The organism is Polaromonas sp., assembly GCF_041689105.1.
Classification (GTDB): domain Bacteria; phylum Pseudomonadota; class Gammaproteobacteria; order Burkholderiales; family Burkholderiaceae_C; genus Polaromonas.
On sequence record NZ_JBDNGU010000116.1, the window covers coordinates 37,414 to 56,896 of the forward strand.

The window sequence follows — 19,483 nt, forward strand, 5'->3', positions numbered from 1 at the left end:
ATGCCTACAGCCCGGCAAAGCCGGTTCTGTGGCATCTGCTGTTGGTGAAGGTTGTACGCCATGAGTCGGCTGGTGGTGGTTTCCAATCGCGTTGCCGACCCGCGCAAGACGGCGGCGGGTGGCCTGGCGGTCGCGCTGGGCGACGCCTTGTCGATCAATGGCGGCCTGTGGTTCGGCTGGAGCGGCACCACCATCGAGGGCGGCACCCCGGGCGAAGGGGACATGCACACCCAACAGGCCGGCAATGTGACCCTGAGCACGGTAGACCTGTGCCGCGAGGACTACGACAGTTATTACCTGGGCTACAGCAACGGCGTGCTCTGGCCGGTGTTTCACTACCGGCTGGACCTGGCCGACTTCGACGCTGGCTATATCGGCGGCTACCGGCGCGTGAACCAGATGATGGCGCGCAAACTGATGCCGCTTCTCAAGCCCGACGACATCATCTGGGTGCACGACTACCACCTGATCCCGATGGCGGCAGAACTGCGTGCCATGGGCTGCAAAAACCGCATCGGGTTCTTCCTGCACATTCCGTTGCCACCGCCGCTGATCCTGGCTGCAATTCCGCAGCACGAATGGCTGATCCGGTCCCTGTTTGCCTACGACCTGGTCGGCTTTCAGGCGCAGTCCGATGTGGACCATTTCTCGCGTTATGTGGGCCAGGAAGCCGGTGCCGAGACGCTGGACAAGCACCAGTTCCGCGCCTTTGGCCGCACCGTCCATGCGCAGGCCTTTCCCATCGGCATTGACGTCGACGAGTTCGTCGCGCTGACACACGGCAAGGAAGCACACGACATGTTCGACAGCATGAAGGACGAGTACTCGCGCCGCCGCCTGCTGCTGGGGGTGGAGCGGCTCGACTATTCCAAGGGGCTGCCGCAGCGCCTGCGTGCCTTTCGCCGGCTGCTGCAGCAGTACCCTGAAAACCTCAACAGCGCCACGCTGATCCAGATCGCCTCACCGAGCCGGGAGGCGCTGGACACCTACTCCGGCCTGCGCCAGGAGCTGGAAAGCCTGTGCGGCTCCATCAACGGCGACTATGGCGAGCTGGACTGGATGCCAGTGCGGTACATCCACCGCAACGTTGCGCGCAAGCGCCTGCCCGGCCTGTACCGCGCAGCCAGCGTGGCCCTGGTGACGCCGTTGCGCGACGGCATGAACCTGGTGGCCAAGGAGTTCATCGCGGCGCAAGACCCGGCCGACCCCGGCGTGCTGGTGCTGTCGCGTTTTGCCGGCGCGGCCGAGCAACTCAAGGAGGCCCTGTTGGTCAATCCCTACGACACCCACGGCACGGCGGAAAGTATCCAGATGGCGCTGCAGATGTCGCTGAAAGAACGCCAGAACAGGCACCAAAAGCTGCTGGAACGCATCCGCCAGCAGGATGTGCACTGGTGGCGCACCAGTTTCCTGGAAACGCTTACCGGCAAGGAATCCGATTAGAGCCGCATAACGCCCGCTTAAAACCGGCTGGAAGCCGGTTCTCCCGGCCTCAGGCAAAAATTCCGGGGGTGTGTAATCATCCGGAATCCATTCCGACCAGCCATGCCCCCACGCAACTACCTGAACCGCTCGCTGGGCGATGGCATTCGCACCATCGGGTTTCGCAAGTGGTACGAGCGGGAGTTGTTGTCCAGCCATGCGCACATGTTGTTGGCACTGCTGAGCACCATCGCGTTGATGGCCATCATGGAGTTGTTTCATGGCGCCACCGTGAGCCAGAAGTTTCTCAACACCGGTCTTTTTATTTTAAGTGGCGCTGTGGCTCTCTGGTCGCTGCGGCGCTACCTGTATCTGCTGTCGCACGCTGAAGCCGTGGCCGACCAGGCCAATTGCCCGCAGTGCGCCGAGTACGGCCGCCTGAGCGTTGTCGAAGAGGATCGGCACAACGAACGATTGCTGGTGAAATGTCGCAAATGCAGCCATGAGTGGACGCTGATTCCCTGAGTACTTACTTGCGGCCAAGCTGCGTCATGTCACCAGCGCAAGCGCTGCGTAGTCGCCCACTTTGTCCTGCAACCCGGCGGGCACCAGTTCAACCCCATCGGTCAATGCCGGCAGCCTGCCACTGAGTTGCGCCTGCAGCCGAGGCAGCAAGTAGTCGCGGTGGTGCCAGAACACGCTGCCGCCTATGCTGATGCGCTGCAGGTCCAGTGTCACCACCAGGTTGTACAGGGCGCGGCCCATGACCCGGCAGACATCGTCCATCACAGCTGCAGCCGGTGTCTCACCCGCCTGCGCTGCAGCCAGCATGGCGGCGGCGTCCGCATAACCCAGCGTGGCAAAGCGCCGCGGCAAGGCATTGCCGGCGACCAGGGCCTCCACGTCACCGATGTTGCCGCAGCCACACAGCGCATCATCGTTGTCGCTGACAAACATGTGCCCGGCATGCCCGGCGTTGCCGTTTTTTCCGTGCAGCAGGCGTCCGTCCACACACAAGCCCACCCCTATGCCCGTACTCCAGGTGACGTAGGCGCAGTGATCCAGCCCCTGCAGCGCGCCCCAGCGCCGCTCCGCCTCCAGTGCGGCGAGGCCGTCGTTTTCAATCCGCAGCTTCGGGAAGGCATCGCGCAGCGGCGCCTCCAGCACGGCACTGGTCCAGGTATTAGGCAGTCCCCGCGCCGCGCCCGCCAGTCCGCCGCAAATGTTGGGCGCTGCCAGTTCGATGCAACCGTGTTTGCGTACAAACGGGCCGCAAGAAGCGACACCGACCGACGCCAGGTCGCCGCGCCGCACCTGCGCCGCCAGGCAGCTGTGGTCAATCATGCGAAGCACCTGCTGCGCCAGCGCGTCGGAAGCGCCCTCCTTCGCCGTCGGTTCGACCAGCCGGCCCTGGATGCCGCGCTGGTCGACCACACTCGCGGCAACCTTGGTGCCGCCAATGTCCACGCATACGACTGGCGCCGCACCATCGGGCAGTCGCACTTGCGGCGCCGCGTCGGGTCCCTGCCTGTCCCGGGCTGGTGTGCCGTCCCCTGAGTTCATCACATCGTCCCTTTCAAATCAGCTTGCTGACCAGGCTGGCCACCATGCTCAGCACGATGGTGGTGGTCAGCGGAATAAACCATTCGCGCCCAAACAGCTTGAAGCGAAAATCGCCCGGCATCTTTCCAAAGCCCAACTTCTGGAGCAAAGGCGTGAACCAGCTGATCAGGATCAGCGCAAGGAAAATCACCAGCATCCAGCGAATCATGGGACTAGTTTAGGGCCTGCTTCTTGCCTGGACGGCGCTGACGACAATTCGCTATTGACGAAGGCTGGGATTTGCCTGCTGCGGTTGGGCGGGGGTTGACCGGCTTGTTCGTTCACCAGCAAAAGCTGGAGCAAAAAACTATGCCCTACTGAGGCCAATCGTCAAGCCTTCAAAAACTCAGCCTTCCCCCCCAACCACCGCAAGATATGCCGGTGCGCGAGTTCTGGGTATTTATCCAGCATCACAGGTGCCAATGCCCGCGCCCAGGCCAGCAGTTCCGTGTCTGTCGCCAGGTCGGCGAATCGAAGTAGCGGCGCGCCTGACTGCCGCGCACCCAAAAACTCCCCAGGCCCGCGAATCTCCAGGTCGCGCCTGGCGATCTCGAAGCCGTCCTGGGTTTCCACCATGGCCTTGAGCCGGGCGCGGGCGGTCTCGCCCAGGCGCGGCGCCTCGCCGGTCGAATACAGCAGCACGCAGGCCGAGGCCGCTGTTCCGCGACCGACCCGGCCGCGCAACTGGTGCAGCTGGCTCAGGCCAAAACGCTCGGCGTGTTCAATCACCATCAGCGAAGCATTGGGCACGTCCACGCCGACCTCGATCACGGTGGTACTGACCAGCACGCCGAGCTGGCCGCTGGTGAACAGCGCCATGACTGCCTTTTTGTCGGTGGGGGGCATGCGCGAGTGCAGGAGGCCGACCTGGGTGCCCGGCAAGGCCGCGCTCAGGGCTTCGTGCGTCTGGGTCGCGTTGATCAGGTCCACCGACTCGCTCTCTTCAATCAGCGGGCAGACCCAGTAGACCTGCCGGCCCTCTGCCAGCTGCCCCCGAATGCGTTCCACCACTTCTTCCCGCCGCGCTTCGCCGACCACCTTGGTGACGATAGGGGTGCGCCCCGGCGGCAATTCGTCAATCGTGGAGACATCAAGGTCGGCGTAATAACTCATGGCCAGGGTGCGCGGGATCGGCGTGGCCGTCATCATCAGCAGGTGCGGTTCACGCTGTTCGCGAACCGCATTGGCGGTGTTCATGTTCGCCCCCTCCTCGGCCCTCCCCCGGCCGGGGGAGGGTTCCGCATCCAGACTCATCTTGCTTCTCAGGGCCAGCCTTTGTGCGACGCCGAAGCGGTGCTGCTCGTCGATGATGGCCAGCGCCAGATTTTTGAAGATCACCTTGTCTTGGATCACCGCATGGGTGCCGACCACCAGCCCGGCCGCGCCGCTTTCTATCAGGGCCAACGCCTCGCGCCGCTCCTTCGCTTTCTGGCTACCGGTGAGCCAGGCGGTCTGTATGCCTAGCGGCTCCAGCCAGCCGATCAGCTTGCGAAAGTGCTGCTCGGCCAGAATTTCAGTCGGTGCCATCAATGCGCATTGCCAACCGGCGTCCATGCAGCGCGCTGCGGCCAACGCTGCCACCACGGTTTTGCCAGAGCCGACGTCGCCTTGCAGCAGCCGGTGCATGGGCAGATTTTTCTGCAGGTCGGCTGCGATCTCGTCGCCGACGCGCTGCTGCGCCGCCGTCAGGCGAAAGGGCAAGCGCTCCAGCAACTGCTCATGCAAGCTGCACTGGGGCCCGCGCATCGCCGGCGGCGCCAGCGCCGGGGCCCGCATCGCCGCACGCACACGGCGCGCCTCCAGTTGCGAAAGCTGCTGGGCCAGCAACTCCTCGGCTTTCAGGCGCTGCCAGGCCGGGTGGCTGCGGTCTTCCAGCGTGGCCAGCATCACATCAGGCCTTGGTTGATGCAAAAATGATAGCGCCTCACGCAGACTGGACAAGGGCTGAGGCAGGTTTTTGCTTACACATTCGGCGGGCAGCGTCTCCGACAGGTCAGCGCGGCCCAAACCGCCCAGCACCGCTTTACGCAGATAGGCCTGCGGCAGCCCGGCCACGGTCGGGTAGACCGGCGTCAGCGCGGTCGCCAGTTCGCCGCCGGCGGTGCGAAAAGCCGGGTGCACCATCTCACGCCCCACAAAACCGCCGCGCAACTCGCCGCGCACCCGCACGCACGCGCCGACGCTGAGGGTTTTCTGATGCGAGGGGTAAAAATTGATGAAGCGCAACACGCAGCTGTCGCTGCCGTCATCGACCGTCACGCGCAGTTGTCGGCGCGGGCGAAAAGTCACTTCGCTGTGCGTCACCTGCCCCTCAATTTGCACCATGTCGCCATCACGTGCATCGGCCAGCCGCGTGATGCGGGTTTCATCTTCGTAGCGCAGTGGCAGGTGCAGCGCCAGGTCAATATCGCGGCGCAGGCCAAGCTTGCCCAGCGCTTTCTGGGGCTGGGACCTGGGCGCGACCGCGGGCGTGCTTGCGGCCCCCGCTGCAGCCTGGGTCACTTTTCGGGAAGAGGCACCGGGGAGCGACATGGGACAATTGTGCCGTCAACCCAGAACCCGCAGTTGACCGCTTGCAAAACTCTAAAAAGCCGCTTGAATACCGTCCTTCTCCTTTTCGCTTGCGCTCACCTTGTGGGTAGTAGCGCTATGCACCCGATTGCGCCACCCGCACAGCACCATGCAGCGTTACTCCGCCTTGTGGGCAACAGCCCACTGCGTTGTCACGCCTTGCCTGGCGCCGAGCGGGCAGCACACTCGGGCGCATCCAACTACAGTTTCTAGGTTTATGAAGACACATTTCAGCCTCAGTGATTTTGATTTCACGCTTCCCGATGAATTGATCGCCCAGCACCCTGCCGCCGAGCGCAGCGCCTCGCGCCTGCTCGACGGCCGGGACAGCGCCGCGACGGACCGGCGCTTTACCGACCTGCCGGAGTTGCTTCAGCCGGGCGACCTGCTGGTGCTCAATGACACCAAAGTCGTGAAGGCGCGTCTGTTCGGGCAGAAAAGCAGCGGTGGTCGGCTGGAGCTGCTGATCGAGCGCGTGTTGTCTTCACCGCAGGACCCGGCGCACGAGGTGGCCGCGCACATGAAGGTCAGCAAAAAGCCCCTGCCAGGTGCGGTGCTGCAGATGGAGGGCGGCTTCAGCGCCACCCTGCTGGGCCGCTGGCCCAACGAGGACGGCCCGCTCTACCGCTTTGCGCTCAGCAGCGACGCGTATGCGCTGATGGAAAGCCACGGCCATGTGCCGCTGCCGCCTTACATCACGCACACCGATTCGGCAGACGATGAGCTGCGCTACCAGACCGTGTTTGCGAAAAACCCCGGCGCAGTGGCGGCGCCGACGGCGGCGCTGCATTTTGACGAGGCCGTGCTGGCCCGGCTGGCGGCACGCGGCGTCCAGCGCGCCAGCGTCACGCTGCATGTGGGCGCCGGCACCTTCCAGCCGGTGAAGGCCGAGAACATCGCCGACCACGTCATGCATTTCGAGCGTTTTGAAGTGCCGGAATCCACGCTGCAGGCAATCCGGGACTGCAAGGCCCGAGGCGGTCGCGTGGTCGCAATCGGTACCACCAGCGTACGCGCGCTGGAGTCCAGCGCGAAGTTTGGTCCGGACTGCAATGACACCAACATCTTCATCACGCCCGGCTTTGAGTTCCAGGTGGTGGACATGCTGCTGACCAACTTTCACCTGCCCAAAAGCACGTTGATGATGCTGGTCAGCGCCTTTGCCGGGTACGAACATATCATGGCGCTGTACCGCCATGCGATCACGCAGCGTTACCGCTTCTTCAGCTACGGCGACGCCATGCTGCTGCAACGGATCACCCCCTGAGACAATCATGCGATGCTGAAATTTGAAGTCCTGAAAACCGACCCCGCCACCACTGGCCCCAAAGGCGCCTACCTGGGCTCCTTTGCCCGCCGCGGCACCCTCACGCTGAACCACGGCGTGGTGCAGACGCCAATTTTCATGCCGGTCGGCACCTACGGCACAGTCAAGGGTGTGATGCCGCAGTCGCTGCACGACATGGGCGCGCAAATCATCCTGGGCAACACCTTTCACCTCTGGATGCGCCCGGGGCTGGAGGTGATGCAGCAGTTCGGGGGCCTGCACAAGTTTGAAAGCTGGAACAAACCCATCCTGACCGACAGCGGCGGCTTCCAGGTGTGGTCGCTCGGCGAGATGCGCAAGATTTCGGAAGAAGGCGTGAGGTTCGCCTCCCCCGTCAACGGCGACAAGTTATTCCTCACGCCCGAGATCTCGATGCAGATCCAGAGCGTGCTCAACAGCGACATCGCGATGCAGTTCGACGAATGCACACCCTATGACACCAAGGGCCACATCACCACCGAAAGCGAAGCGCGCAGCTCGATGGAGCTCAGCCTGCGTTGGGCAAAACGCTGCATCGACGAATTTACCAAACTGCAGAATCCGAACGCGCTGTTCGGTATCGTCCAGGGCGGCATGTTCGAAAACCTGCGTCAGGAATCCCTCGACGCGCTGGTCGCGCTCGACCTGCCCGGTTATGCCATCGGCGGCGTCAGCGTCGGCGAACCCAAGGAAGAGATGCAGCGCATCATGGCGCACACCCCGCATCGCCTTCCGGCGCACAAGCCGCGTTACCTGATGGGCGTAGGCACGCCGGAAGACCTGGTCGAGGGCGTGGGCGCCGGCGTGGACATGTTCGACTGCGTGATGCCGACGCGCAATGCGCGCAATGGCCACATGTTCACGCGTTTCGGCGACCTGAAGATACGCAATGCGCGCTACAAGACCGAGGACGCGCCGGTGGACGCCACCTGCAGCTGCTACACCTGCAAAAATTTCAGCCGTGCCTACATGCACCACCTGGACCGTTGCGGCGAAATGCTGGGCCCCATGCTCAGCAGCATCCACAACCTGCACTATTACCTGAACCTGATGCAGGAGGTGCGCGATGCGCTGGACGCCAGCAGCTTCGCTGCCTTTGTGCTGCAGTTCAGGCAAAACAGGCAGCGCGGCGTCTAGCCCGCGCTCCCCTACACCTAGAAAGAACGCCCATGAAATACCGCCGTCTCGGAAACAGCAACCTGAAAGTCTCCACCCTGTGCCTGGGCACCATGATGTTCGGTCAGCAGACGCCTGATAAAGAAGCTGCGCGCATCGTCGCTTCGGCCAAAGAACACGGCATCAACTTCATCGATACCGCTGACGTTTACAACGAAGGCGCGTCGGAAACATTGATCGGCAAACTGCTGGCTGGCCAACGCCAGGACTGGGTAATTGCCAGCAAGCTGGGCAACAAGGCTGGCAAGGGCATCAACCAGGCCCACTACTCGCGCAGCTGGATGATGCAGCAGACCGATGCCATCCTGGCGCGGCTGGGCACGGACTACCTCGACATCCTCTACCTGCACCGTGACTTCCACGGGGAAAACCTGGAGGAAGCGGTACGCACCCTCGGCGACCTGATACGCGCCGGCAAGATCCGCAGCTTCGGCCTGTCCAACTTCCGAGGCTGGCGCATTGCCGAGATCATGCGTCTCTGCGAGAAAACCGGCGTGCCGCAGCCCGTGGTCTGCCAGCCCTACTACAACCTGCTCAACCGCGGACCCGAGGTCGAAATCCTGCCGGCCTGTGGTCACTATGGTCTGGGGGTGGTTCCCTACAGCCCGCTGGCGCGCGGCGTGCTCACCGGCAAATACCCGCCCGGCCAGGCGCCGGCAGCGGACACACGCGCCGGCAGCGGAGACAAACGCATTATGGAAACCGAATTCCGTGAAGAGTCGCTGGTCATCGCACAGAAGATCAAGGCGCGCTGCGATGCCAAAGGCTGGGTGCCGGGTCAGTTCGCTGCGGCCTGGGTGTTGGCCAACCCGCTCATCAGCTCGGTGATCGCCGGGCCACGCCTGCTCTCGCACCTGGAGGATGTTTACGGAGCCGTGGACCTGGTGCTGGACAACGAAGACGAGGCTTTCGTCAATGAACTCGTGGTGCCTGGACACGCGTCCACACCTGGCTACAACGATCCGGGTTATCCATTTTTCGGTCGCCCGCTCCATACCGTTGCTAACTAATCGATAGCTGCCTGCGCCCGTCAAGTAGGGGCTGCAGGCAGTTTTTACTTCAAATTTCCGGGTTAGCCCTACTTCTGGAAAAGCACCAGCTTGGTCTCGGTCGCCACCATGCCGTCCTTGCCGGCCGTCATCGACACCTCATACCGCGTTCCGGGCAGCGGAAACTGCGGCGTGAAGCTGAAAGAGAAGTTGCCGTTGCCATCGGCCTGAATCCGCTGCGTCAGCAAATCCTGGTTCATGCCAAACAGGCCGGCGAGCGCTCCGACGGCACTGACCTTCACATCAATCGTTGCGCCTGGCGCGGTGCGTCCGCGCACCACCACTGGGCCGCCTTCGACTGCGGCGTTGTTGGCGTGGCTGGTCACCTGCAACAGTACGGTCGCAGGCGCGGCACTCACAGCCGAAACCACGTCAAAGGTCCAGGTCTGGCGCACGGCATTGCCAACCAGGTCCTTGGCGGTAACGTCCACCGCGTAGCGGCCGGCCGGCAGGTCCGCGCGATAGGTGAAGAACTGCGGCGTGATCTGGGTGGCGGCCGTGACATCACGCCCCGCCAGCAGGATGCGAACGCTTTTGGGATCCACGCCCACGCCGCCTGCATCGTCAAAGGTACCGGACACTGAGGTAGTCGCGCTGCGCGTGACCGACTCGCCGTCGCGCGGCGACAGGTTGCGGATAACCGGCGGCTTTGCATCGGCTATCAGGGGCTGGGTCAGGGTCGAGTTGACAGCGCGGTCGCCGACTCGCAAAGTGGCGACGACAGGTCGTGACGGCGCAAGGTTGTCCAGGCGCCGGATGGTGTAGGCGCCCTCATAAACACCGGGCCGCACTTCGCGCATTGCGACATTGTTGATGACGCCGGGGATGTCAAACTCCGCCGTACCGCCAGGCGCGCCGTTCAGCGTGAAGCGCAGTTCAACGCCCGGCTCGATCTTGTCGACGGCAGCCACCGTGAAGCGGTCTATTTTCAGGCCGTTCGGTGGCGCCACAGCCACGTACTGGTTGGCGATGCCAGCCGGGAAGGTGTAACTGGTCGCAATGCTGCGGTTGCGCACTTTTAACGAGGCGCGGATGGCGCTGCTTTCGGTGATCCGGTCCTGGCGCCGGATGGTGTAGCTTCCGACGTAGACCCCGCGTGCGGTTTCCTTGAGCACGATGGTGCGGGGCACGCCGCGCACGGTGAGGCTGACATGCCCCCGCGGTGTGCCTTCCACCGTGAAATCCAACCTCGCGCCGGCGCGTAGCCCGTCATCGGTGCCAACCTGCAATGACCGCAGCTCGGGCTGGGCCGGTTGCGCCACGGCGACACCCGACAGAGCCAGCAGAACCGTGGTGGCGGGAAGCAGCAGAAAAAAAGCTGCCACGTGGTTGCGTATATGCGTTTTCATGATCAAACCCCTTAATGCTCTGATCACTTTGAGCGCTCAGGCGGGCGGGGTCTGTAGGTTCAAAGTCTGACTGGTCGTAGGCTATCGGGGCGATTAGTCACGCACCGGACACCTGCCCGGGCGCGAGCCTGGGCCGCTTGCCATCCGCGCCGCAGGCATGGCAGAACTTGGCGAACGCGCTCTTGCGCGCGTTGCAAACGCTGCAATGGTCGAACAGGCCAATGCCGCAGTGCGGGCAAAAATCGATCAGCGGGTTTTTCAGATCGACCATACGCTCGCAGCCCGGGCACGCACCCTTGGACAGCCGTGTCAGTGCCGTGTCATAGCTGAGCTCCTCGCGGCGCTGCGCGTCGGGCAACTGCTCGGCGAGCTTCTGTTTTTCAAGGTAACGATTCAGCGAAACAATCGCCTGGCGCCCGACCAGCACCGTAATGACAATACCAACGATGTAGCGCACATAACCGCCATAACTCGGCAGGTAGGGCACCAGCTCGACAAAAAACGCGAACAGCGCAAAAAATATAAAGCCCCAGACAAATGGCCAATACGTGCTTTTGCGCTTTTTGGCGAAAAGCCAGCCCGCCGCCGCCAGCAACGGCAGGGTCAAGGCCAGGCGGTATAGAAACACACGCAGCTCCTGGGCGCGTTGCGCTCGTTGCCATTTTTCCTGCGCCGAGCGCTCCAGCTCTGCCAGGCTCTCACGCGTACGCACGGCACCCTGGGCGGAGTCCAGCGCTTTTTGCTGCTGAGCTTCCATCGCGGCCAGCGCCTGGCGCTCCGCCGCCTTCAGGCTGTCCAGGGAACGCGTGCGCTCCAGCAGCTCCGGGTCCTGCTCGGCGCGCTCTGTCGCGCGCCGTGTTGCCAGCCAGTTGCTGAAGGTGTCGCTGGCCGAGCGCGAATTGGCCTGCGCCGCCCGGTGCTTGAGCCGGGCCTGCTCCAGAGCGTCCTGCGCCTCGCGGCCCTGGCGGTCGGCCACCTTGAGAGCTTCGCGCATGTTTGTGGCAACCGGCTGCTCGATGAAGTCATCCAGGCCCAGGCTTTTTTCAACCTGTGGCAGGTCGCCCACGACCGTGCCGCCCAGGCCGACCAGGAAACCGGCAAACACCAGAGCCACCAGCCACAGGCCGCGTTGAAACCATTTTTCGGGGAGGCGCAATGCTTTGCTCATGGGAGCTCCATCTTTTTTGAGGAAAAAACAACAGCATCCTGCACAACCGTGTGAATGCTGACCCGTGCCTTCACAGCCTGTGCAATGCCAGCACCCTCTCCCGAAGGACCTCCGGTCCCACTTGGGCGGGCCGCATGGCGGGACCGATGTTCAACCCGACCCGGCTCAACAGGCCGCGCCGGAACGGTCGAACCATGGCACCGCCGTGCTCAATGCGGCTGAAGAAGGAACCCCACAAATTGGTCAGGGCCACGGGCACGACCGGCACCGTGAGCCCGTCGCGCTCAGCGTTCTCAAGAATCTTCATGATCCCGCCCTTGAACTCCTGCAACTCACCGTCTTTGGTGATGCCGCCCTCCGGAAAGATCGCCAGCAGGTCACCGTTGCGCAGCACCCTGGCGGCCGCCTCGAAAGCCGCGTCATAAGTCGCCGGGTCTTCAGCGCGCGGCGCGATCGGGATCGCCCTGGCCAGCCTGAAGAGCCAGCCGAGCACCGGCGTTCTGAAAATACGGTGGTCCATCACGAAATAAATGGGCCGCGGGCTCGCCGCCATCAGCAGGAGGGGGTCGATAAAACTCACGTGGTTGCAGGCCAGCACGGCCCCGCCCTGCGCTGGAATGTTGTTGTCGCCCCGGACCTTGAAGCGGTAAATGCAGCGCGAGGCAATCAGCGCGATAAAGCGCAGCAGATACTCCGGCACCAGCAGGAAGATGTAAAACGCCACCACCGCATTGACCAGGCCGACAAACAGAAAGACCTGCGGAATGCTGAAGTCGGCCTTGAGCAGGGCGCCCGCCAGGATCGCGCTGACAATCATGAACAACGCGTTGAGAATGTTGTTGGAGGCGATGATGCGGGCACGGTGGGTAGGCTGGCTGCGCAGCTGGATCAGCGCATACATGGGCACGCTGTACAGGCCGGCAAAAAGGCTCAGCAGTGCCAGGTCGGCCATCACGCGCCAGTGGGCGGGCTGCGCCAGGAAACTGGCCAGGCTCATGACGGGCGCCGGCGGCAGTCCGCGCGAGGAGAAATACAGGTCGATCGCAAACACACTCATGCCAATGGCACCGAGCGGCACCAGGCCGATCTCGACATGGCGCCGGCTCAGCACCTCGCACAGCAGCGAACCGGTTGCAATACCAATCGAAAACACCACCAGCAGCAGGGAGGCCACCTGCTCGTTGCCGTGCATCACCTCTTTGGCAAAACTGGGAAACTGGCTCAGGAAAACCGCGCCGAAAAACCACATCCAGCTGATGCCCAACATGGAGCGGAAAACCACGATGTTGCCATACGCGAGCCGGAGGTTGTTCCAGGTCTCCGTGAAAGGGTTCCAGTTGATTTTCAGGCCCGGGTCGGTGGCGGGCGCAGAAGGAATGAATTGCGCCACCACCCGCCCCGCCACGGCCAGCAACACGCAGGACAGCGCCACATACAGCGGACCGACACCCGGCACCGCCACCAACAGCCCACCCACGATGTTACCCAGCAGGATGGCCACAAAAGTGCCCATCTCCACCATGCCGTTGCCGCCGGTGAGTTCGCGCTCGTTCAGGGCCTGCGGCAGGTAGGCGAACTTGACCGGGCCGAACAGCGTGGAATGCAGCCCCATCAAAAAGGTACAGGCCAACAGCAGCGGCACCTGCAGACTCACGTCGCTGCTGAGAAAGCCGGCGGCGGCCACCCCCATGATCACGATTTCCAGGTTCTTCACGAAGCGGATCACGCGTGTCTTTTCGTACTTGTCCGTCAGCTGCCCGCTGGTGGCCGAAAACAGCAGAAAGGGCAGGATGAACAGTGCGCCAATCACCAACCCCGCCAGCGCGGGCGGCAACCAGCTCACGCTGAGCTGGTAGGTCACCATCACGGTAAAGGCGAACTTGAACAGGTTGTCGTTGGCGGCACCCGAAAACTGCGTCCAGAAAAACGGGGCGAAGCGGCGCTGCTTGAGAAGCGCAAACTGGTTCGGGTGTTCATGTGCGGCGGGTGGCTGCATTGGCGTGGCGGGACTGACGCTCATGACTGACTTTTCCTTTTTTCAGTTGTTCTGCGGCAAGCCCTCTGGACGACCGGGGGGGGGACCACCCCGATCGGGAAGGTGAAACGGATTCTGCCCTGATTCAGGGCCTTCAGGATGACCGCCAGGACCGGTGACGCGGCGCAACTGGCCGACACACGGCCCACAAAGCCTTTGACAAACCGGGCTCCCCTCAGTCAAAATCCAGGCTCTCTGCAGGAGAGTGGACGGCTGAACGAAGATGTTTGGCATCCCACCGAAGGCGCAAACTTCCATGCACGCTCAGGTACCGTACTGCAGAATCAACAAAGGCCGTCTGGAGAGCCGTCACACCATGTGACGCACCGAAGGAGCAAACCCACAGCAAGTGCTGCGGCGTGAATCTCTCAGGTACCAAGGACAGGGGAAGCGGCAGCCAGCAGAACGCGTGAAACGTGTTTCCGGCTGCAGTTTGCTATTCTTTCGGTAGCACACTGCGCCCGTTCCGCCTGGACTATCCGTCTAAAAGGTTCTCATCATGCGTGTCATCGTTCTCGGCGCCGGCCTGCTCGGCGTCACTTCGGCTTATTACCTCTCCCAGCTCGGCCACGACGTGACCGTGATCGACCGGCAGGCCACGCCAGCCGCCGAAACCAGCTTTGCCAACGGCGGCCAGATCTCGGTCAGCCATGCCGAGCCTTGGGCCAACCCAGGCGCGCCGCTCAAGGTGCTGCAATGGCTGGGCAAGGAAGACGCCCCGTTGCTGTTTCGCGTCCGGGCCGACATGCGCCAGTGGCTCTGGGGCCTGCAGTTCCTGCGTGAATGCACGCCGGCACGCACACGCCACAACATCGAGCAGATCGTGCGGCTGGGCACCTACAGCCGCGACACGCTGCAGGCGCTGCGCCGCGACACCGGCATCGAGTATGACCAGCGCACCGGGGGCATTCTGCATTTCTACACAAGCAGCAAGGAGTTGGAGGGTGCGCTCAAGCCGGCCGAACAGATGCGCGCATTGGGCTGCGAGCGCCAGGTGATTTCTGCCGACGAAGCCGTCAAGATCGAACCCGCACTGCGCCACATCCGCCCGCAGCTGGCTGGCGCCACCTACACGGCCGAGGACGAGTCGGGCGACGCCAACCGCTTTGCGCGCGAACTGGTCAAGCTCTGTGAAGCCAGGGGCGTGACGTTCCTGATGAGCCATACCGTGACCGCGCTGCGCGAGGCCGGCGGCGTGATCGACCATGTGGAAGCGACCGATGCAGAAGGCCGCTTCCAGCGCGTTCGCGGCGACGCCTATTTGCTGGCCATGGGGGCATTGAGCCCGCTGGTCACGGCGCCGCTGGGCATCCGGCTGCCGATTTACCCGGCCAAGGGCTACTCGGTGACCATGCCGGTCAAGGACGCGTCGATGGCGCACCAGGTCAGCCTGACCGACGACGAGTACAAACTGGTGTTCTCCCGTCTCGGCGGGCATTTGCGCATTGCCGGCACCGCCGAACTCAATGGCTACGACCGCGACCTGAACCGCGTGCGCTGCGAAGCCATTATTCGCCGCGTTGAAGAACTGTTCCCCGGCGCGGGCGATGCCGAACAGGCCCAGTTCTGGACCGGGCTGCGTCCGGCCACACCGTCCAACGTGCCGTTGATTGGCAAGACCCGGCTGCCCAACTTTTACCTCAACACCGGCCACGGCACGCTGGGCTGGACCCACTCCTGCGGCTCGGGCAAGTCGATTGCGCGGATCGTCAGCGGCCTGGCCCCCGAGGTGGACTTCGCATTTTGCGGCGTCAGCGCCCAGTCGCGCGCGACGGGTCCGGCAGGCCCAACAGTCGCAACTGGCACGACCGCAAAACCGTAGCCGGCAGGCAGCGCCGTTACGGCGCTGCCGTAAACACCGTCAGCACGCCGGTATAGCCGTACAGGTGGTGGCGGGCAATTTCGCCGCCGGCGAAAAACCCGACCAGCGGCACGTCGCCCAGCGCACGCCGCACAATCTGCAGCTCGGCACTGGGCGCGCCAAAGTGCGGCCCGCCGCGGCCCGAGCAGCTCACGTAAATCGCACCGGCAATGCGGCGTGCCGGGTGTGGCGCCGAGTCAGCCTGCGTGCCGCTCAAGGCACTGGCCACTTCCAGCGTGAGCTCCTCCGGCTCCAGCTCCTCGCGGATCTCGGCGCAGACACGCACCAGGTCAGCACGCGCTGCCTCGGCGTTGCGCTCGCAAAAAGCCAGCTTCGTGCCCACAGCCGGCATGTCGGCGATGGCGATGCCGCTGCGTACCGGGTCCAGGCCGATGATGTGTCGCACAACCACATCGGCGCCAAACTGACCGCGTCGCTGGACGCGGCCGTCCTGCAGCGACGCATCGGCGCTGCGCAGCCCGACCAGCGTGGTGCGCACTTTTTCCAGCGCATCGCGCGGCTGGTCCAGCGAGACGCCGAGGTCGGCCAGCATCACGTCCAGCGCACTCTGGCCGTCCAGGCTGGTCACCACATTGGCGTCACAGGCGGTGATCTCGTACTCGCGGGACGTCGGCTGGCAGCCCTGGGTGATGCGCGACATCAGCGCCGCGCCCTGTGCGAAGGCGACGCCGCTCAGGCCGCCACTGAACACGCCGCGGGCAGCGCCGTGGCCCTTGACGTTGCCGTTGCCGCTGAGCGCAAACTGCACCACCGCATTGCGGCTCGACGCCAGCCCGCCAAACACATAGCCGCTGCTGGTACGTTGGGCCATCTCGTCGATCAGCTCGGCCACATCGGGCGTGCCAGCGTCGGCATGCACCAGCGCGGTATGCGCTTTGAAATGCGTCGCGTGGGCCGGCGGCAGCGGGGAAATACCGGAAAACACGCGGTACTGGTCGCTCGGCAGCTCGCACAACATGACGGCCAGCGCGGGCTCGTCGAAATACTCGACGTTGTTGGAAGCGATGCCTATGCCCACCGTACCCGCCCAGTCGGTGATCTCGTGCAGCTCGCCGCTCAGGAAATCAAGGATGGCCTGCGCCTCGCCGGCGTAGTGGTCGGTGATGTAGAGCAGGCCCAGCGAAGGCGCGCTGGCATATGCAGGCAAGGCCATGTGCGCGCGCAGCTGCGCCAGCACCAGCCCGGCCGCCATGCGCCATTGCGGATGGGTGGCGTGGCCGTAGGGGAAGAGTTTCATGGCATCCCGACCAGAGAATTAGCGGCTGGCCCTGGGTGCGTTCTTGCGAACCGTCTTGTGGGGAGTCTTGCGCGCCGGTGTTTTTGGTTTGACCGCCGATGCGGTTTTGGCCGCGGCCGGCGTGGGCCAGGCCTGCGCGCTGCGCAGTGCCGTGTCCATCGCCGAGCGCGCGCCTTTGGCCACGGTTTTCCCTGCTGCATCGGTCATGCCTCTGGCCAGCCCGGTGGCCATGCCGGTGGCGGATTTCATCGCCTCTTTCGCCAGGCCGGTGGCCATGTTTTTAGTGGTGCTCATCGCGTTTTTCTTTGCCGCGTCCTGCATGGCTGTGGTGGCAATGCTTTGAAACTGCTGGGTCAGCGCGCCCCACCACTGCATTGGGTCCACCACACCGCCGGCGGCGGGCTGGGGTGCGGCTTTGCCTTCGGGCTTCGCGGCTGTTGCGGCCCTGGCGGCCTTTGTGCCTTTGTCATAACTGGTAGGCGGCACCTCCAGCCCTGAAAAGGCCCTGACCTTGTCCGAGGCCTTCATCGCGCTGTCGGCCACCGTGTCAGCCACTTTGAGCTTGAAGGCGTTGGCGACATCGCCCATGTTGAAGTTCATGCCCTTGAGCGTCGCCAATGTCATTTTTTGGACTTCCAGCGCCTGAATGGTGGCTTTCAGGGCCATGGCGTTCTGGTCCAGCCAGAACTGCACCGCCTTGAGCTCCTCGATGCGTTTGTCGAGCTCTTCAACATTAAGCGTGGGGGCCACCCAGTTGCCCAGATTGGGAAGCTGCGGAATTTTCTGCGCGGCGCTGTCGGCCGCCTGTTTGGCCAGGTTCTGCAGAAAATCAAAACCCGGGACCAGCTTGCCGAAGCCGGCAAAAGAAGGACTGTCTGCGTTACTCATGCCTGTCTCCTGATGTTGTGTGGATCTGGGTTGACGACGAACTGCACTGCGCCAACCTTCGCCCCATTGTGCAGGGTCACGCGGAGACGTCAACCCGTTTTTGAAAAGACCAGCGGCCGGACGGCGGGCCGCATCCACCCTCTGTTCAACCCGCATGCCGGTTCGAAGTGTCAGAACAAATAGGCCTCCAGCCCTTATGCAGATTGGGTAAGCAGCTATTAATTAAATAGCATTGTCAGCTCTTGGCGCCATAGGACGGCGGACGCCGCTCGCGCAGGCTGGCGACGCCCTCACGCACATCGGGGCCAGCAAAACCCATGAACTCCAGCGCCAGCGAGGCATCGAAGGCCGGCCCGGCCTGGCGCAGCCAGTTATTGAGCGCGTACTTGGTCCAGCTGATGGCGGTTTGCGAGCCTGCGGCCAGCCGGTCGGCCACCTCATAGGCCTTGGGCAACAACTCGTCGTCGTTGACGGCCAACGAGACCAGGCCGATGCGTTCGGCCTCTTCGCCGCTGATCGGCTCGCAGAGCATCAGGTAGTACTTGGCCTTGGCCATGCCGCACAGCAGCGGCCAGACAATGGCCGCGTGGTCGCCAGCGGCCACGCCCAGGCGCGTGTGGCCATCGACGATCTTCGCGCTTTTGGCGGCAATCGAGATGTCAGCCAGCAGGCCCGCCACCAGCCCGGCACCCACGGCGGGGCCATGCAGCGCGCTGACGATGGGTTTGTCGCAGTTGATCACGTTGTAGACCAGGTCGCGCGCCTCCTTCCAGACGCGGGTGCGGGTGGCAAAGTCGTCGGCCATGTCCTGCACCAGCGCCAGGTCACCGCCACCGGAAAAACCCAGGCCGTCGCCACGCAACACGGCGCAACGCACCGAGTCGTCGCTGCCCACGTCGCGCCAGATCTGGGCGAGTTCGCGGTGGCCGTCGTGCCCGGCCGTTGGCAGCTTGCCATTGAGGGCCTTCATCTGGATGTCCAGCACCGCCCCGTTCACACCGCGTCGCGTGATGTGCAGGGTCTGGTAAGCGCGGTAATCGGTCGGCTGGGAAGTCATGCTGTCTCCGTTGGTTTCCAGATGGGATTCCCGAATTGTGCCTCGCGCCCGCCACTGGCCGCTCACTTGACCTTCATCAACCGCAACCCTGGCGACCAGGCACATGATGGTAATGAACACATGAAGGAGTCACCGAATGGACAAACTGCAAGCCGCCCCCTACCAACAGCAGTTGCTGGAAACGCGCGTCGCCCTGCTCGCACAGATTTCTGCGCAGCGTGGCGGTGTCGTCAGCCGCGCCGATGCCGCAGCCGAGCACTTTGGCCACCCCGAAGACTCGCGCGCGCAGGTCGCGAGTGAGCGTGAGATCGAATTCGCACTGGGTGAACGCGAGACGGCTGAACTGGTTGCCATCGACGGCGCTTTGGGGCGCATTGAAGCCGGTGTGTATGGCCAATGCACCAGCTGTGGCGTTGCGATTCCTGCGGCCAGGCTGCAAGTCAGCCCCGAAGCGGCACGCTGCATGGCCCGCCAGGACAAGGCCGAGCACCCGCGCCAGATCTGAGCCTGCGAACTTTCCCTTTCCCCCACATCTCAAGAAAGAATACATGAGTACTTTTCACGTCGTTGTCTGGATCGACCAGTCCGAAGCCCATGTGCTGATGTTTGACCGCGAACACATGCAAGCCCAGCGCATCAAGTCGCGCACGCACCACAAACACCAGGGCAAGGCCGACGACAGCGCCGCCTTTTTTGCCGACGTCGCCCGGGCCCTGAAAGGCAGCCATGAAGTGCTGCTCA

The 19,483-nt window shown here is 63.6% G+C and carries 16 protein-coding genes, 1 pseudogene and 1 riboswitch; of the genes and pseudogenes, 8 read left to right on the forward strand and 9 right to left on the reverse strand.

The window, feature by feature from the left end:
- The first annotated feature begins 60 nt into the window (after positions 1-60).
- Both otsA and ACESMT_RS13160 read left to right on the forward strand, forming a co-directional pair.
- Positions 61-1,443, forward strand: coding sequence for an alpha,alpha-trehalose-phosphate synthase (UDP-forming) (gene otsA / locus ACESMT_RS13155; protein ID WP_372827047.1), 1,383 nt, complete (start codon positions 61-63; stop codon positions 1,441-1,443).
- 102 nt (positions 1,444-1,545) lie between these two features.
- A complete protein-coding gene (locus tag ACESMT_RS13160; protein ID WP_372827048.1) occupies positions 1,546-1,947 on the forward strand; it encodes a hypothetical protein in 402 nt (133 codons plus the stop codon).
- Between the two features lie 24 nt (positions 1,948-1,971).
- On the opposite strand, the gene ACESMT_RS13165 is transcribed toward ACESMT_RS13160, so the two are convergent.
- The 3 genes from ACESMT_RS13165 to recG all read right to left on the reverse strand — a co-directional run bounded on the left by ACESMT_RS13165 (position 1,972) and on the right by recG (position 5,556).
- Entirely contained in the window at positions 1,972-2,985 is a 1,014-nt protein-coding gene (locus tag ACESMT_RS13165) for an ROK family protein (protein ID WP_372827049.1), read from the reverse strand.
- A 13-nt stretch (positions 2,986-2,998) separates the two neighbouring features.
- A complete protein-coding gene (locus ACESMT_RS13170) occupies positions 2,999-3,193 on the reverse strand; it encodes a DUF2905 domain-containing protein (protein WP_372827050.1) in 195 nt (64 codons plus the stop codon).
- 161 nt (positions 3,194-3,354) lie between these two features.
- Complete coding sequence (recG, locus tag ACESMT_RS13175; protein ID WP_372827051.1) at positions 3,355-5,556, reverse strand: ATP-dependent DNA helicase RecG; 2,202 nt, start codon at positions 5,554-5,556, stop codon at positions 3,355-3,357.
- A 256-nt stretch (positions 5,557-5,812) separates the two neighbouring features.
- Here recG and queA point away from each other — a divergent pair, with 256 nt between their 5' ends.
- The 3 genes from queA to ACESMT_RS13190 are packed head-to-tail and all read left to right on the forward strand — an operon-like array spanning position 5,813 to position 9,087.
- Complete coding sequence (queA, locus tag ACESMT_RS13180; RefSeq protein ID WP_372827052.1) at positions 5,813-6,862, forward strand: tRNA preQ1(34) S-adenosylmethionine ribosyltransferase-isomerase QueA; 1,050 nt, start codon at positions 5,813-5,815, stop codon at positions 6,860-6,862.
- A gap of 12 nt (positions 6,863-6,874) precedes the next feature.
- Positions 6,875-8,038 carry a tRNA guanosine(34) transglycosylase Tgt gene (gene tgt / locus ACESMT_RS13185; protein ID WP_372827053.1) on the forward strand — a complete coding sequence of 388 codons (1,164 nt, stop codon included), beginning with the start codon at positions 6,875-6,877 and terminating at the stop codon, positions 8,036-8,038.
- Positions 8,039-8,070: 32 nt separating this feature from the next.
- Positions 8,071-9,087: an aldo/keto reductase gene (locus ACESMT_RS13190; protein ID WP_372827054.1), complete on the forward strand. Its 1,017-nt coding sequence runs from the start codon at positions 8,071-8,073 to the stop codon at positions 9,085-9,087.
- Positions 9,088-9,155: 68 nt separating this feature from the next.
- Here the strand turns inward: ACESMT_RS13190 and ACESMT_RS13195 are convergent, their stop codons facing one another.
- The 3 genes from ACESMT_RS13195 to ACESMT_RS13205 form a co-directional block, all read right to left on the reverse strand.
- Positions 9,156-10,475, reverse strand: coding sequence for an Ig-like domain-containing protein (locus tag ACESMT_RS13195; protein ID WP_372827055.1), 1,320 nt, complete (start codon positions 10,473-10,475; stop codon positions 9,156-9,158).
- A 97-nt stretch (positions 10,476-10,572) separates the two neighbouring features.
- Positions 10,573-11,643 (reverse strand): serine endopeptidase, encoded by a 1,071-nt coding sequence (locus ACESMT_RS13200; protein ID WP_372827056.1) that lies wholly within the window; start codon positions 11,641-11,643, stop codon positions 10,573-10,575.
- Between the two features lie 70 nt (positions 11,644-11,713).
- Positions 11,714-13,663: an MFS transporter gene (locus ACESMT_RS13205; protein ID WP_372827057.1), complete on the reverse strand. Its 1,950-nt coding sequence runs from the start codon at positions 13,661-13,663 to the stop codon at positions 11,714-11,716.
- Positions 13,664-13,966: 303 nt separating this feature from the next.
- Positions 13,967-14,073: riboswitch (glycine riboswitch) on the forward strand.
- Between the two features lie 104 nt (positions 14,074-14,177).
- On the opposite strand from ACESMT_RS13205, the gene ACESMT_RS13210 reads away from it, so the two are divergent.
- Positions 14,178-15,500: a D-amino acid dehydrogenase gene (locus ACESMT_RS13210; protein ID WP_372827058.1), complete on the forward strand. Its 1,323-nt coding sequence runs from the start codon at positions 14,178-14,180 to the stop codon at positions 15,498-15,500.
- A 16-nt stretch (positions 15,501-15,516) separates the two neighbouring features.
- Here the strand turns inward: ACESMT_RS13210 and ACESMT_RS13215 are convergent, their stop codons facing one another.
- The 3 genes from ACESMT_RS13215 to ACESMT_RS13225 form a co-directional block, all read right to left on the reverse strand.
- The gene (locus tag ACESMT_RS13215) at positions 15,517-16,797 is read right to left on the reverse strand and encodes an FIST N-terminal domain-containing protein (protein ID WP_372827059.1); all 1,281 of its coding nucleotides are present in this window, start codon (positions 16,795-16,797) and stop codon (positions 15,517-15,519) included.
- 18 nt (positions 16,798-16,815) lie between these two features.
- Positions 16,816-17,685 carry a PhaM family polyhydroxyalkanoate granule multifunctional regulatory protein gene (locus ACESMT_RS13220; protein WP_372827060.1) on the reverse strand — a complete coding sequence of 290 codons (870 nt, stop codon included), beginning with the start codon at positions 17,683-17,685 and terminating at the stop codon, positions 16,816-16,818.
- Positions 17,686-17,920: 235 nt separating this feature from the next.
- Complete coding sequence (locus tag ACESMT_RS13225; RefSeq protein WP_372827061.1) at positions 17,921-18,742, reverse strand: enoyl-CoA hydratase/isomerase family protein; 822 nt, start codon at positions 18,740-18,742, stop codon at positions 17,921-17,923.
- A gap of 136 nt (positions 18,743-18,878) precedes the next feature.
- On the opposite strand from ACESMT_RS13225, the gene ACESMT_RS13230 reads away from it, so the two are divergent.
- Together ACESMT_RS13230 and ACESMT_RS13235 are read left to right on the forward strand one after the other, a co-directional pair.
- Complete coding sequence (locus ACESMT_RS13230; protein WP_372827062.1) at positions 18,879-19,247, forward strand: TraR/DksA family transcriptional regulator; 369 nt, start codon at positions 18,879-18,881, stop codon at positions 19,245-19,247.
- A gap of 43 nt (positions 19,248-19,290) precedes the next feature.
- A pseudogene (locus tag ACESMT_RS13235) lies at positions 19,291-19,483 on the forward strand (hypothetical protein); the annotation flags it as partial.

What these genes read in the sequence shown, in the direction of transcription:
- otsA (WP_372827047.1), top strand. Translation starts at nt 61, where the DNA reads ATGAGTCGGCTGGTGGTGGTTTCCAATCGCGTTGCCGACCCGCGCAAG.
- ACESMT_RS13160 (WP_372827048.1), top strand. Translation starts at nt 1,546, where the DNA reads ATGCCCCCACGCAACTACCTGAACCGCTCGCTGGGCGATGGCATTCGC.
- ACESMT_RS13165 (WP_372827049.1), bottom strand. Translation starts at nt 2,985, where the DNA reads ATGAACTCAGGGGACGGCACACCAGCCCGGGACAGGCAGGGACCCGAC.
- ACESMT_RS13170 (WP_372827050.1), bottom strand. Translation starts at nt 3,193, where the DNA reads ATGATTCGCTGGATGCTGGTGATTTTCCTTGCGCTGATCCTGATCAGC.
- recG (WP_372827051.1), bottom strand. Translation starts at nt 5,556, where the DNA reads ATGTCGCTCCCCGGTGCCTCTTCCCGAAAAGTGACCCAGGCTGCAGCG.
- queA (WP_372827052.1), top strand. Translation starts at nt 5,813, where the DNA reads ATGAAGACACATTTCAGCCTCAGTGATTTTGATTTCACGCTTCCCGAT.
- tgt (WP_372827053.1), top strand. Translation starts at nt 6,875, where the DNA reads ATGCTGAAATTTGAAGTCCTGAAAACCGACCCCGCCACCACTGGCCCC.
- ACESMT_RS13190 (WP_372827054.1), top strand. Translation starts at nt 8,071, where the DNA reads ATGAAATACCGCCGTCTCGGAAACAGCAACCTGAAAGTCTCCACCCTG.
- ACESMT_RS13195 (WP_372827055.1), bottom strand. Translation starts at nt 10,475, where the DNA reads ATGAAAACGCATATACGCAACCACGTGGCAGCTTTTTTTCTGCTGCTT.
- ACESMT_RS13200 (WP_372827056.1), bottom strand. Translation starts at nt 11,643, where the DNA reads ATGAGCAAAGCATTGCGCCTCCCCGAAAAATGGTTTCAACGCGGCCTG.
- ACESMT_RS13205 (WP_372827057.1), bottom strand. Translation starts at nt 13,663, where the DNA reads ATGAGCGTCAGTCCCGCCACGCCAATGCAGCCACCCGCCGCACATGAA.
- ACESMT_RS13210 (WP_372827058.1), top strand. Translation starts at nt 14,178, where the DNA reads ATGCGTGTCATCGTTCTCGGCGCCGGCCTGCTCGGCGTCACTTCGGCT.
- ACESMT_RS13215 (WP_372827059.1), bottom strand. Translation starts at nt 16,797, where the DNA reads ATGAAACTCTTCCCCTACGGCCACGCCACCCATCCGCAATGGCGCATG.
- ACESMT_RS13220 (WP_372827060.1), bottom strand. Translation starts at nt 17,685, where the DNA reads ATGAGTAACGCAGACAGTCCTTCTTTTGCCGGCTTCGGCAAGCTGGTC.
- ACESMT_RS13225 (WP_372827061.1), bottom strand. Translation starts at nt 18,742, where the DNA reads ATGACTTCCCAGCCGACCGATTACCGCGCTTACCAGACCCTGCACATC.
- ACESMT_RS13230 (WP_372827062.1), top strand. Translation starts at nt 18,879, where the DNA reads ATGGACAAACTGCAAGCCGCCCCCTACCAACAGCAGTTGCTGGAAACG.